The organism is Sphingomonas sp. BT-65, from assembly GCF_026107375.2.
Classification (GTDB): domain Bacteria; phylum Pseudomonadota; class Alphaproteobacteria; order Sphingomonadales; family Sphingomonadaceae; genus Sphingomonas.
Genome location: NZ_JAPCIA010000001.1, coordinates 1,961,787 through 1,975,582 on the forward strand (window position 1 = coordinate 1,961,787; position 13,796 = coordinate 1,975,582).

General features: G+C 68.2%; 9 protein-coding genes. 6 read left to right on the plus strand and 3 right to left on the minus strand.

Translation table 11 applies throughout. From position 1 onward, the window contains the following. Window positions 1-128 precede the first annotated feature (128 nt). The 5 genes from OK349_RS09440 to OK349_RS09460 all read left to right on the plus strand — a co-directional run bounded on the left by OK349_RS09440 (window position 129) and on the right by OK349_RS09460 (window position 7,983). Window positions 129-1,598: an NAD(P)-dependent oxidoreductase gene (locus OK349_RS09440; RefSeq protein ID WP_265117559.1), complete on the plus strand. Its 1,470-nt coding sequence runs from the start codon at window positions 129-131 to the stop codon at window positions 1,596-1,598. After that, entirely contained in the window at window positions 1,595-2,245 is a 651-nt protein-coding gene (locus OK349_RS09445; RefSeq protein ID WP_265117560.1) for a DUF2059 domain-containing protein, read from the plus strand. The genes OK349_RS09440 and OK349_RS09445 overlap by 4 nt, the downstream gene beginning before the upstream one ends. Continuing rightward, the gene (gene gltB, locus OK349_RS09450; protein ID WP_265117561.1) at window positions 2,238-6,752 is read left to right on the plus strand and encodes a glutamate synthase large subunit; all 4,515 of its coding nucleotides are present in this window, start codon (window positions 2,238-2,240) and stop codon (window positions 6,750-6,752) included. Before OK349_RS09445 ends, gltB begins: the two co-directional genes overlap by 8 nt. 70 nt (window positions 6,753-6,822) lie before the next feature. Next, complete coding sequence (locus tag OK349_RS09455) at window positions 6,823-7,251, plus strand: hypothetical protein (protein WP_265117562.1); 429 nt, start codon at window positions 6,823-6,825, stop codon at window positions 7,249-7,251. Between the two features lie 63 nt (window positions 7,252-7,314). Then, window positions 7,315-7,983: a glutathione S-transferase family protein gene (locus tag OK349_RS09460; protein ID WP_265117563.1), complete on the plus strand. Its 669-nt coding sequence runs from the start codon at window positions 7,315-7,317 to the stop codon at window positions 7,981-7,983. Window positions 7,984-7,992: 9 nt separating this feature from the next. Here OK349_RS09460 and OK349_RS09465 read toward each other — a convergent pair whose 3' ends face one another. Beyond that, on the minus strand, window positions 7,993-8,565 hold the full coding sequence (locus OK349_RS09465; RefSeq protein WP_265117564.1) for a hypothetical protein: 573 nt from the start codon (window positions 8,563-8,565) through the stop codon (window positions 7,993-7,995). Window positions 8,566-8,657: 92 nt separating this feature from the next. Here OK349_RS09465 and OK349_RS09470 point away from each other — a divergent pair, with 92 nt between their 5' ends. Then, window positions 8,658-9,533: a bifunctional helix-turn-helix transcriptional regulator/GNAT family N-acetyltransferase gene (locus tag OK349_RS09470; RefSeq protein ID WP_265117565.1), complete on the plus strand. Its 876-nt coding sequence runs from the start codon at window positions 8,658-8,660 to the stop codon at window positions 9,531-9,533. Window positions 9,534-9,542: 9 nt separating this feature from the next. Here OK349_RS09470 and OK349_RS09475 read toward each other — a convergent pair whose 3' ends face one another. Both OK349_RS09475 and OK349_RS09480 read right to left on the minus strand, forming a co-directional pair. Beyond that, window positions 9,543-11,642 (minus strand): transglycosylase domain-containing protein, encoded by a 2,100-nt coding sequence (locus tag OK349_RS09475; protein WP_265117566.1) that lies wholly within the window; start codon window positions 11,640-11,642, stop codon window positions 9,543-9,545. 84 nt (window positions 11,643-11,726) lie between these two features. After that, window positions 11,727-13,784, minus strand: a complete 2,058-nt coding sequence (locus OK349_RS09480; protein ID WP_265117567.1) for a S9 family peptidase — start codon at window positions 13,782-13,784, stop codon at window positions 11,727-11,729. Window positions 13,785-13,796: the final 12 nt, after the last annotated feature.

Below are 13,796 nucleotides of genomic sequence, written 5' to 3' on the forward strand. Positions count from 1 at the left end.
CCTAGTATTGAAAGTAAATTACACGGATAGAGATTGTCCGCCGCACCCCTCCAAATATAAGACAGCATTATTGACCTATATGCCGGTTTTTGCGTGACTCGCCTCGCGAAACCTGCCAACGGCGCGGCATGGCCAAGGAAGTCATGCTCAAATTCGTCGATCGTGCGCAGGCGTTCCCGTCCAAGCGCGAGCCCCAACTGCGCGCGCAGGACTTTCGCGAGATCGCGGAACGCTATGCACCGCCCTCCGCCGAGGAACAGGCCGGGCGCTGCGCGCAATGCGGCGTGCCGTACTGCTCGGTGCACTGCCCGCTGCACAACCATATCCCGGACTGGCTGCGGCTGACCGCGGAGGGGCGGCTGCGCGAGGCGTATGAGCTGAGCAACGCCACCTCGACCATGCCCGAGATCTGCGGCCGCATCTGCCCGCAGGATCGCCTCTGCGAGGGCAATTGCGTCATCGAATTCTCCGATCACGGCGCGGTCACGATCGGATCGGTCGAAAAGTTCATCACCGACACCGCCTGGGAAGAAGGCTGGGTCGAGCCGCTGATCCCCGGCCCTGCGCGCGGCCAGTCGGTCGGGGTGATCGGCGCCGGCCCGGCCGGCCTCACCGCGGCGGAGTATCTGCGCCAGTTCGGCTATGAGGTGCATGTCTACGACCGGCATGACCGTCCGGGCGGGCTGCTGACCTATGGCATCCCGGGCTTCAAGCTCGAGAAGCAGGTCGTGATGCGCCGCACCGACCGGCTCGCAGAAGGCGGCATCGTCTTCCACCAGAGCTTCGAGGTGGGCCGCGACGCGACGCTCGAACAGCTGCGCGCCAAGCATGACGCGATCCTGATCGCCACCGGCGTGTACAAGGCGCGCGCGATCAAGGCGCCGGGCGTCGGCGCCGCGGGCGTGGTCGAGGCGCTCGACTATCTGATCGCGTCCAACCGCAAGGGCTTTGGCGACGCGGTCCCGGCGTTCGACGACGGATCGCTCGACGCCGCGGGCAAGCATGTCGTGGTGATCGGCGGCGGCGACACCGCGATGGACTGCGTGCGCACCGCGGTGCGCCAGGGCGCCGCGTCGGTGAAATGCCTCTATCGCCGCGACCGCGCCAATATGCCGGGCAGCCAGCGCGAGACCGCCAATGCCGAGGAGGAAGGCGTCGAGTTCGTCTGGCTCTCCGCCCCGCACGCGTTCGACACCAAAGATAATGGGGGCGGCGACCAGGTCAGCGGCGTGCGCGCCACCGGCATGCGGCTCGGCGCGCCCGACGCCAGCGGCCGCCGCGCGCCCGAGCCCGATCCAGGCTCCGGGTTCACCGTCCAGGCCGATCTGGTGATCAAGGCGCTCGGCTTCGACGCCGAGGACCTGCCCGCGCTGTTCGGCGCGGCCGAGCTCGGCGTCACCCGCTGGGGCACGATCCGCACCGATGCGCGCAGCATGATGTCCAACCTCGACGGCGTGTTCGCCGCAGGCGACATCGTCAAGGGCGCGAGCCTGGTCGTCCAGGCGATCCGCGACGGCCGCGACGTCAGCGAGCGGATGCACGCCTGGCTCAAGGCGCAGGCCGCGGCGCCGGGGCGCAAGGAGCGGGAGGCGGCATGATGCGCCTCGTCCTCGCCGCCAGCCTGGCGCTCGGCACGCCGACACTGGCACAGACCGCGCCCGCCGCGCCGCGCCCGCCGCTCGCCGCGTCCGATCCGGCGCGCCTTGCCGCGGCGGAAAAGGCGGTCGCCGTGCTGGTGCCCAAGGGCATCTACAACCGGATGATGCGCGAGCAATATCCCAAGATGATGGACGCGATGATGGCCCAGATGATGGGCAAGACCGCGGATGAGCTCGGCATGCCCGCCGGGAAGGGCGAGGGCGGCAAAACGTTCGGCGAGACTGCCGCGACCGCCGATCCGCATTTCCAGGAGCGGATGCGCATCATGTCGCGTGTGTTCGGCGAGGAACTGGGCGCGGTGTTCGACAAGATCGAACCGCGGGTCCGCGCCGGTCTCGCGCGTGCCTTCGCGCGCAAGTTCACGACGCAGCAGCTCGACGACATGAACGCGTTCTTCGCGACTCCGTCGGGCGCGGTATTCGCCGACCAGTATCTGGTGACCTTCATGGATCCCGAGCTGACCCAGGAGATGATGGCCGCGACGCCGGAGATGATGAAGGCGATGCCGGCGATCATGAAGAAGGTAGAGGACGCGACGGCCCACCTCCCGCCCCCGCCCAAGCCGAAGACCGACGAGAATGACTGACATGACGACCGACCAGCGCGCCTATCTCGCCGAGCACGGCATGTACCGCCCCGAGTTCGAGGGCGATGCCTGTGGCGTTGGCATGGTCGCCGCGATCGACGGCCAAGCCTCGCGCCGCGTGGTGCAGAGCGCGATCGACGCGCTGAAGGCGGTGTGGCACCGCGGCGCGGTCGATGCCGACGGCAAGACCGGCGACGGCGCGGGCATCCATGTCGACCTGCCGCTGCGCTTCTTCGATGACGCCGTGCTCGCCTCGGGCCACCGCGTGCTGCCCAACCGGCTCGCGGTCGGCATGATCTTCATGCCGCGCGTCGATCTCGGCGCGCAGGAAGCGTGCCGCACGATCGTCGAGAGCGTGATCATCGAGGCCGGCTACACCATCTATGGCTGGCGCCAGGTGCCGGTCGACGTTTCGGTGATCGGCCAGAAGGCGCAGGCGACGCGTCCCGAGATCGAGCAGATCATGATTGCCGGGCCGATGCCCGACGCGGTGTCCGAGGCCGAGTTCGAGAAGAACCTCTATCTCGTCCGCCGCCGGATCGAGAAGCAGATCATCGCGGCGCAGATCAGCGGCTTCTACATCTGCTCGCTGAGCTGCCGCTCGGTGATCTACAAGGGACTGTTCCTCGCCGAGAGCCTCAGCGAATTCTATCCCGACCTCAAGGACGAGCGCTTCGTCAGCCGCGTCGCGATCTTCCACCAGCGCTATTCGACCAACACCTTCCCGCAATGGTGGTTGGCACAGCCCTTCCGCTGCCTGGCGCACAATGGCGAGATCAACACGATCCGCGGCAACAAGAACTGGATGCTCAGCCACGAGATCAAGATGGCGAGCCTGGCGTTTGGCGGGGATTCGGAGGACATCAAGCCGGTGATCCCGGCGGGCGCGAGCGATACCGCCGCGCTCGACGCGGTGTTCGAGGCGATCTGCCGCTCGGGGCGTGATGCGCCGACTGCTAAGCTGATGCTCGTTCCCGAGGCGATGGGCCCCGAGACGCCGGCCAACCACCTCGCGATGTACAAATATCTGGCGAGTGTGATGGAGCCGTGGGACGGCCCCGCAGCGCTGGCGATGACCGATGGCCGCTGGGCGGTCGCGGGCGTCGACCGCAACGCGCTGCGCCCGCTGCGCTACACGCGCACCGCCGACGGGCTGCTCGTCGTCGGCTCCGAGACCGGCATGGTCCAGATCCCCGAATCGACCGTGGTCGCCAAGGGCCGGCTGGGGCCAGGGCAGATGATCGCGGTCGATCTCGACGAAGGCCGCTTCTACGCCGACGCCGAGGTCAAGGACCGGATCGCGGGCGAATATGACTATGCCAGGATGATCGGCGAGTTCCTCACGATCGACGATCTTAGCGCCGCGGACGAGGCGGGACCGCGCTTCGACCGCGCCGAGCTGACCCGCCGCCAGGTCGCGGCCGGGCAGACGCTCGAGGACATGGAGCTGATCCTCTCGCCGATGGTGACCGATGCCAAGGAAGCGGTCGGATCGATGGGCGACGACACGCCGCTGGCGGTGATCAGCGACAAGCCGCGCCTGATCAGCCAGTTCTTCCGCCAGAATTTCAGCCAGGTCACCAACCCGCCGATCGACAGCTTGCGCGAGCGGCACGTGATGTCGCTCAAGACGCGCTTCGGCAATCTCGCCAACATCCTCGACATCGGGGAGACCGCGAACAAGGTGCTGGTGCTCGAAAGCCCGGTGCTGACCAATAGCGACTGGGCGCGGCTCAAGACCCATTTCGGCGATCTTGCCGCCGAGATCGACTGCACCTTCCCCGCGGGCGGCGGACCGGAGACGCTGCGCGCGGCGATCATCGACATCCGTTTCAAGGCCGAGCAGGCGGTGCGCGCGGGCGCGACCGAGCTGTTCCTGACCGACGAGCATGTCGGGCCGGATCGCGTGGCCATCGCCGGCGTGCTGGCGGCGGCGGCGGTGCACACCCATCTCGTGCGCAAGGGGCTGCGCAGCTACGCCAGCGTCAACGTGCGTTCGGCCGAATGCCTCGACACGCATTATTACGCCGTGCTGATCGGCGTCGGCGCGACGACGGTGAACGCCTATCTCGCCGAAGCCTCGATCGCCGACCGCCATGCGCGCGGCCTGTTCGGCGATCTGGCGTTCGAGCAGTGCCTCAGGAACCACCGCAAGGCGATCGACGAAGGCCTGCTCAAGATCATGTCGAAGATGGGGATCGCGGTGATCTCCAGCTATCGCGGCGGCTATAATTTCGAGGCGGTCGGGCTCTCCCGCGCGCTGGTCAACGACTTCTTCCCGGGGATGCCGGCGAAGATCTCGGGCGAGGGCTACGCTTCGCTGCACCTCAACGCCAAGCTGCGGCACGACGCTGCATTCGACACGGGCGTTGCGACGCTGCCGATCGGCGGCTTCTACCGCCAGCGCCACGGCGGCGAGACGCACGCCTATTCGGCGCAGCTGATGCACACGCTGCAGACCGCGGTCGCGACCGACAGCTATTCGACCTATCTGCAATTCTCGCGCGGGGTGCGCGACCTGCCGCCGGTTTACCTCCGCGACCTGCTCGAGTTCAACTTCCCGAACGAGGGCGTGGCGATCGACCAGGTCGAGGCGATCACCGAGATCCGCAAGCGCTTCGTCACGCCGGGCATGTCGCTCGGCGCGCTCAGCCCCGAGGCGCACGAGACGCTGGCGATCGCGATGAACCGCATCGGCGCCAAGGCGGTGTCGGGCGAGGGCGGGGAGGATTCGATCCGCTACCAGCCCTATGCCAATGGCGACAACGCCAACTCCTCGATCAAGCAGATCGCGTCGGGCCGCTTCGGGGTGACCGCCGAATATCTCAACGCGTGCGACGAGGTGGAGATCAAGGTTGCGCAGGGCGCCAAGCCCGGCGAGGGCGGCCAGCTGCCCGGCTTCAAGGTTACCGAGTTCATCGCCCGGCTGCGCCACTCGACGCCCGGCGTGACGCTGATCTCGCCGCCGCCGCACCACGACATCTACTCGATCGAGGACCTGGCGCAGCTCATCTATGACCTGAAGCAGATCAACCCGCGCGCGCGGGTCTGCGTCAAGCTGGTCAGCTCGGCGGGCATCGGTACGGTCGCGGCAGGCGTCGCCAAGGCGCATGCCGACGTGATCCTCGTCGCCGGCCATGTCGGTGGCACCGGCGCCTCGCCGCAGACGTCGGTCAAATACGCCGGCACGCCGTGGGAGATGGGCCTTTCCGAGGTCAACCAGACGCTGACCCTCAACGGCCTGCGCGGCCGGGTGCGGCTGCGCACCGATGGCGGGCTCAAGACCGGGCGCGACATCGTCATCGCCGCGATCCTCGGCGCTGAGGAGTTCGGCATCGGCACGCTCTCGCTGGTGGCGATGGGCTGCATCATGGTGCGCCAGTGTCATTCGAACACCTGCCCGGTCGGCGTGTGCACCCAGGACGAGCGGTTGCGCGCCAAGTTCACCGGCAGCCCGGAGAAGGTCATCAACCTGATGACCTTCATCGCCGAGGAGGTGCGCGAGATTCTCGCCAAGCTCGGGGTCAAGAGCCTCGACGAGGTGATCGGCCGCACCGAGCTGCTCCGCCAGGTCAGCCGCGGCGCCGAGCATCTCGACGATCTCGACTTGAACCCGATCCTCGCCAAGGTCGATGCCGACGAGAGCGATCGCCGCTTCAGCCTCGACACCTGGCGCAACGCGGTGCCCGACAGCCTCGACGCGCAGATCATCGCCGACGCGAAGGCGGTGTTCGAGCGCGGCGAGAAGATGCAGCTCGCCTATAATGTCCGCAACACGCACCGCGCGGTCGGCACGCGGCTGTCGAGCGAGATCACGCGCAAGTTCGGCATGTCGAAGCTCAATGACGGCCATGTCCAGGTGCGCCTGCGCGGCTCGGCGGGGCAGTCGCTCGGCGCGTTCCTGTGCAAGGGCGTGACGCTCGAAGTGTTCGGCGACGCCAACGACTATGTCGGCAAGGGCCTGTCGGGCGGCACGATCGTGGTGCGCCCGCTGGTGAGCTCGCCGCTCGACAGCCGCGCCAACACGATCATCGGCAACACCGTCCTCTATGGCGCGACCTCGGGCAAGCTGTTCGCGGCGGGCCAGGCGGGCGAGCGCTTCGCGGTGCGCAACTCGGGCGCGCAGGTCGTGGTCGAGGGCTGCGGCGCCAATGGCTGCGAATATATGACGGGCGGCGTCGCGGTGGTGCTGGGCAGGACCGGCGCGAATTTCGGTGCGGGCATGACCGGGGGCATGGCCTTCGTTTATGACGAGGACGGCGCGTTCGAGGCCGGCGCCAACCCCGACAGCATCGTGTGGCAGCGCCTGTCGTCGATGCACTGGGAGGCGGTGCTCAAGAACCTCGTCGCCGAGCATCACGCCGCGACCGACAGCAACTGGTCGGGCGGGCTGATCGAGGACTGGGAGCGCATTCGCGGGCATTTCTGGCAGGTGGTGCCGAAGGAGATGCTCACCCGCCTGTCCCACCCGCTCGACGACAGCGTCGAGCTGGTTGCTGCCGAATAGACGGGTCCGGGAGCGGCGAATATGCTAGGAGTCGCGGAACCAGTTGTCCCCGCGACTCGGGAGTATCGTCGTGCGTATGATCCTCATTGCCCTCGCCGCCTCCGGCCTCGCCGCACCCGCGCTGGCGCAGGAACGCGAGGCGCAGATCGCCGACCGGCTGAATGATCCGGTGGTGCAGGACGGCATTACCGCCGCGGTTTCGTCGCTTGCCGGCATCCTGCTCGATACGCGAGTCGGCAGCCTCGCGCGCTACAGCGACGGGCGCGTGCGCCCGGGCGACACGCTGCGCGATGTGAAGCAGCGAGAGGATCCCGGCTTCGAGCGCCGCCTGCGCCGCGACACGCGTCGCGCGGTCGGCACCGCCGGCGCGGTCACCGCCGATCTCGCGGCGACCGCTGCCGCGCTTACGGAGACCGCCATGCGGCTGAAGACCGTGCTGGCGCCGCTGGCGGCGGCAGGCGATGCGCTCCCGCTCGACGAATACGACGATCAGGACTGATCGATCCCCGCGGCCGATTGTCCGCTTGCCGCCGCCGCTATCCGCCGCCTAAAGCCTTGAGCCATGTGGCAGCTCTACCAGTTCCCGCTTTGCCCGTTCTCGCGCAAGGTCCGGCTCGTTCTTGGCGAGAAGGGCGTCGGCTATGAGCCGGTGCGCGAATCCCCCTGGGCGCGGCGCGACGAATTCCTCGACATGAACCCCGCCGGGCAGACCCCGGTGATGGCCGACGACCGCGGCGTGGTGCTGATCGATTCGGTCGCGATCTGCGAGTTCTTCGAGGAGACGGTGAGCAAGGCCGCGCTCCTCAACGGCACCGCCGCCGACCGCGCCGAGATCCGCCGCCTGGTCGCCTGGTTCGACGTCCAGTTCTTCCGCGACATCACCGGGCCGCTGCTGCACGAGCGCATGCTCAAGCGCATCGTCCACCGCGCCACGCCGGACTCGACCGCGCTGCGCGAGGCGATGAAGGCGGCGGTCGCGCATCTCGACTATATCGACTTCCTGCTCGATCATCGCACCTGGCTGGGCGGCGCGACGATGAGCCTCGCCGATCTCGCCGCCGCGGCGCAGATCAGCGTCGCCGATTATCTCGGCGGGATCGACTGGAAGAGCCACGAGCAGGCCAAGCGCTGGTATGTCGGCATGAAGAGCCGGCCGAGCTTCCGCCCGCTGCTCGCCGAGCGGATGGAAGGGATCAACCCGCCGCCGGATTACGAGAAGCTCGACCTCTGAGCGAACGCGTCAAGGGATCGAGATCGCTTCGTCCGACTGGGCGGGAAAGCGCCGGATCACCGCGGGTGCGAGCTTGGCGGCGAGCGCGGCCGGGGCATCCGCCTTCGTTCCCTCGGCCTGCGCGGTGACCGCGCGCCCGCTCCATACGCGCTGCATGCCCTCGCGCAGGAGAATCTCGACCTCAAGCTCGGTGACGATCAGGCCGCGGAGCTGGCGCTTGTCCGAGGGCAAGGTGACGCCGATCGCCGCGCCCCAATTGCCGATCGCGGTGGCCATGCCCTCTTCCTTGGCGTTCGAGGTCACCGCGCCGCGCGCGGTGCGGGTGAGCTTCATGCGCGCGACATAGCGGCTGCGGCTGGTCGCCGGCAGCGCGGTGAACCGGGCGTCCATCAGTGCGCGCTCGACCGCATCGGCGAAGACCTGCCGCACCGTTGCCGGCCCCGCCTCCTTCGCGAGCGGCTCGATCGCGACGGTGCCCGGACGCGGCGCCTCGGGCGCTTCCTGCGCGGCCGCCGGCGCCGCGGCGGCGAGCGCGATCGTCATCATCCAGTAATTGTGCATCGCTTGCCTCCACACCGCCATCGGGCAGATTTCTCGCACAACCCCCAGACGGAAACCAGCCAAAGAGCCCGCTTTACTTGACCGGTCGATATTATCTGACCTAAGTCAGATAAATGGCTCCTGATGCTGTTTCCCGCTTCCGCCGCTTCGCGCGTGTCGTGACCCGCGAGGTCGGCGCGCTCGACAGCTCGTTCCTCGGGCGCGGCCGTCCGCTCGGCGCAGCGCGGGTGCTCAACGCGATCGGTGCGGGCCGGTCGGACGTGGCGGAGATCCGGGCCTATCTCGGGCTCGATTCCGGGCTGATGAGCCGGCTGCTGCGCGGGCTGGAGGATGAGGGACTGGTCCGCACCGTACCGCATCCGGACGATGCCCGGTGCCGGATCGCCACGCTAACCGCTTCCGGCAGGCAGGAGTTCGAGGCGTATGAGGCGCTGTCCGATACACGGGCATCCATGCTGCTCGAACGCGCGGCCGATGCGGACGAGCTGTTGCGCGCCATGGACCTCATCGCCTCCGCCCTCGGTCGCGACATCATCACGATTGAGGAGATCGATCCGGCGAGCGACGCGGCGCGCGATTGCCTGGAACGCTATTATGCCGAGCTCGCGGCACGCTTCCCCACCGGCTTCGAGGTCGCCCGCTCGCGCGATCCCGACGCGGCGGACATGATCCGCCCGCGCGGCGCCTTCCTGGTCGCCATGTCGGACGGCATGCCGGTGGGCTGTGTCGGCCTCAAGGGCGGCACCGGTGATACTGCCGAGATCAAGCGGCTATGGGTCTGCCCCAGCGCGCGCGGGCTCGGCCTGGCGCGCAAGCTGATGACGGCTGCGGAGGACGCCGCACGCAACCTGTCGATCGCGACGCTGCGGCTCGACACCAACCGCGCGCTGCCCGAAGCGGCGAAGCTCTATCGCGCCACTGGCTGGACCGAGATCGAGCGGTTCAACGACGATCCTTATGCCGAGGTCTTCTTCGAAAAGAAGCTGTGACGGCTTCTGCTAGAAACCCTCGTCGTCCGGCACCGGCTCGCGGCGGCGGCGGTCGCGTTCCAGCGGCGGTTCGCTCAGCCCCTCCTCTTCCGGAGCTTCACGATCCGGTCGGGTCATCTCGATGCTGCCGTCGCGGTTGACGCGCACGCCGACCCCCTCGCCGCCCAAGCTGCCCTCGATCTCGATCGGCGCGTCGATGAAATTCTCGCCTTCGTCGGTCAGCACGTCGGAGAGGTTCTCCGCCACCGGCTCCGCCCTGGGCCGCGCGGTCACGCCCAGCGCCTGCGCCATGAAGTCGCGCCACACCCGCGCCGGGGCGCCGCCGCCGGCAAGGCCGGGATTGGGGGTATTGTCGTCATTGCCCATCCACACCCCGGCGACGATGCCGCCGGCATAGCCGAGGAACAGCGCGTCGCGATTGTCCTGCGTCGTGCCGGTCTTGCCGAAGGTCTCGACCGACAGCGCCGCGCTCTGCCCGGTCCCCTCGCTCACCGCGGCCGCCATCAACTCGCGAATCCCCTCCAGCTCGCGGTTGCCGAGCGGGCGGTTCATGTTGGCGAAGCGCGAGAACCAGCCCGGCTCGTCCTCGGCCGACAGCCCGCGCGGCCGCACCGGCGCCTCGCCCGCGGCGATCGCGGCATAGGCGGCGGTGAGCTCGAGCAGCGACACGGTCGAGGTACCAAGCGCGATCGACGCCTCCTCGGCGATCGGGGTCGAGATGCCGAGATCGCGTGCCGCGCGGATCACCGCGCGCGGGCCGACATCCTTGATCAGCCGCGCCGCGGCGACGTTGCTCGACCGGGCAAAGGCCTGGCGCAGCGTGATTTCGCCGCGATAGCGCCCGTCATTGTTCTTGGGGCTCCACTCGCCGATCGTCACCGGCTCGTCGAGCACGGTCGAGTCCGGGCGCATGCCATTGCGCAGCGCGGCGAGATAGACGAACAGCTTGAAGGTCGAACCCGGCTGGCGCCGCGCCTGGGTCGCGCGGTTGAACGGCGAGTCCGCATATTTCTTGCCGCCGACCATCGCGATCACCCGCCCGTCGGGCCGCATCGCGACGATCGCGATCTGCGACTGGCGCAGCCCGGCGTTGCGCACCGCACGCTCGGCGGCGCGCTGCATCCGCGTCTCGAGCGTGGTCGTGACGGTCTGCTCGGTGGCGATCTCGCCCGAGCGGTCGCGCGCTTCGGGGAGGACCCAGTCGGCGAAATAGGTGCCCGACGGCAGCTGCTTGCTGCGCGCGAGGCGCAGGCGCGCGGGGGCGATCGCGCGCCCTTCGGCCTCGGTCAGGAAGCCGGCATCGACCATCGTGCCGACCACCACCTTCTGGCGCTCCCGCGCGCCCTTGAGGTTCGACGAGGGCGCGAGCCGCGACGGCGCCTTGACGAGACCCGCCAGCATCGCCGCCTGCCCCGTGGTCAGATCGTCGGCGGGACGGCTGAAATAGTGCCGCGCGGCCGCGTCGAGGCCGTACTGGTTGTCGCCGAAATAGACGTTGGAAAGGTAGCGCGAGAGGATCTCGTCCTTGGTCAGCCACGCCTCCAGCCAGAAGGCGATCAGCACCTCCTGGAACTTGCGGCCGAAGGTGCGCTTCGAGCTCAGGAACGCGTTCTTGGCGAGCTGCTGGGTGATCGTGCTGCCGCCCTGCGAGCTGTTGCTCGTGAAGACGTTGTTGACGAAGGCGCGGATGATGCCGCGCGGATCGATCCCCCAATGGCTGCGGAAGCGGCGGTCCTCGACCGCGATGAACGCCTCGACGACGTGGTCGGGCAGCTTGGCCGCGTCAACCGGCTTGCCGACCTCCGCGCCGGTCTTGGCGATCGGATTGCCCTCGGCCGAGAGCAGGGTGATCGAGGGCGGCACGGGCGGCTCAAGCGACTTGCTGAGCGGCGCGGTGAACACCAGCCACCCCACGGCGATCACGAACAAGATGATCAGCGCGGCGAGCCCGCGCATGCTCCAGCGCCACCACGGGCGCTGGCGCAGCGGCAGCCGCGGCGGCCGCCCGCCCGGCGGCAGGTCGCCGCCAGCGAAACCGTCGAACGGATTGGGCGGGGCCGCAGCTGCGCGCGGGTCCGCGATCTCGGGATACAGGGTGTCGTAGCGCATCGAACCGGGCACTGTATTAGAGCCCTACGACAGCGCGTTCAAGCGCCCGCCATCCAAAGCCGGTCAGGACAGCGGGCGCCTGCATCACTTGGCCGCCGGCGCGCTGGCCGCGACCTTGGGCGCCGCTTCCGCCAGCCCGGGGACATAGGCCGCGCCTTCCAGCACTTGGAGGCTCGAGCCGGCGAAGTCGCCGCCGATCGGCTGCGCGCGCCCGCCCAGGCACTTGGCCAGGAAGCCCTCGGTGATGCCGAAGAAGCTCAGCCGGTTCTCCGGCCGCACGAAGCCGTGCCCCTCGTCGGGATAGTTGATGTAGGTGACCGGCAGCTTCTTGGCCTTCATCGCCGCGACGATCTGGTCGCTCTCCGCCTTGACCACGCGCGGATCGTTGCCGCCCTGCCCGATCAGCAGCGGCTTGTTGATCGCATCGACGCGGCTGATCGGCGACTGCGCCATCATGCGCTTGAGATCATCGGGCTTCGAGGGATCGCCGATATGCTTGTAGAAGGTGCCTTCGAGGATCGGGCGCCAATAGGGCGGGAAGCTCTCCATCAGCGTCTTGAGGTTGGACGGACCGACGATGTCGACGCCGCACGCGAAGCGATCGGGGGTGAAGGTCAAGCCCACCAGCGTGGCATAGCCGCCGTACGAGCCGCCGAAGATCGCGACCTTGTCCCTGGTCGTGACGCCGCCCTTGATCGCCCAGTCGACCGCGTCGATCAGATCCTGATGCATCTTGCCCGACCATTCGCCGATCGCGGCGTTGACGAAGCCCTTGCCGAACCCGGTCGAGCCGCGGAAATTGACCGAGAGCACCGCATAACCGCGATTGGCGAACCACTGGTGGGCGCTGTTATAGCCATAGCCATCGCGCGCCCAAGGCCCGCCATGCACGTTGAGCACCAGCGGCACCGGCTTGTCGGGCTTGCCGTCGTTGTTCGCGTCCGCATCGGCGGGGAGCGTCAGATAGCTCACCAGCGTCTTGCCGTCGCCGGTCGGGATCTCGACCGGCCACATCGGCCGCAGCTTGTAGGCGGCGAGGTCGGGACGCGTCTCATAGAGCTTGGTCAGCGTCTTCGCCTTGCGGTCGTAGATATAGGTGGTGGCAGGCTTTTCCGCCGCGCTCGCCGCGACGATCAGCTTGCTCGCATCGTCGGTCGCCGAGGTGATCGCGACCTCGCCCGGCAGCTTCGCCTCGAGGAAATCGAGATCGGCCTTGGCCGCGGCGTTGAGCGGGGTCCACTCGTTCTTGAGATAGTTCACCGAATAGGCGATCGGCTCATAGCTATCGGGGTCGGTGAGCAGGCCCTGGATGTCGGCCTTGTCGCTCGCCGCGATCACCTCGGTCTTGAGGCTCGCCGCGTCCATCTTGACCAAAGCCGCCTTGTCGCGGCCGCGGCTGTCGACCCAGTAGAGCGTCGTGCCGTCCTTGTTGAAGCCGATCGGGTTGGTGGTGAAGAAATCCTCGTTCGCCACCGTCAGCACCTCGGCCCATTTGCCGTCGGCGCCGAGCCGGAAATATTTGCTGCCGCCGCCCGGCACCTGCTGAAAGGCGAAGCGGGGTTTGAGCTGATTGTCGGTGACGAAGCCGCCATAGCCGGGATTCTGCATCACCAGCTTCTTCGCACCGGTCTTGTAGTCGACCTCGTAGAGATCGAAGAATTGCGGGTTGCGGTCGTTGAGGCCGATCAGCACCACGTCGGGGCGCAGCTTGCTTACCCCCTGGATCTGCGCGCGCACCTTCTCCTTGGCCTCGGTCAACGCGACGTCGGCGCCGGTCGCGATCGCCACCGAATGGACGCGAAAATTCTCGTTCCCGCCCGAATCCTGGAGATAGATGATGTGCGCGCCGTCGGGCGCCCAGAAATAGCTCTGCAGCCCGCGCTTGGTCTCCTTGGTCACCGCCTTGGCCGCCCCCAGGTCGGCGATCGGCGCGACCCACACGTTCATCACGCCGTTCACCGGCGCGAGCCAGCTGACATGCTTGCCGTCGGGGCTGATCTGCCCGCCCGCGCGGCTGGGATTGCCGAAGATCTTGTCGCGCGGGATCAGCGTGTCCGCGCTGGCCTGGGGCGGCGTCGCGACGGCGGCCCCCGCGCTCAGCAGCACCGTGCCCGACAGCAGGGCAATGGCAAGTCGTTTCATGGATCATCCCTC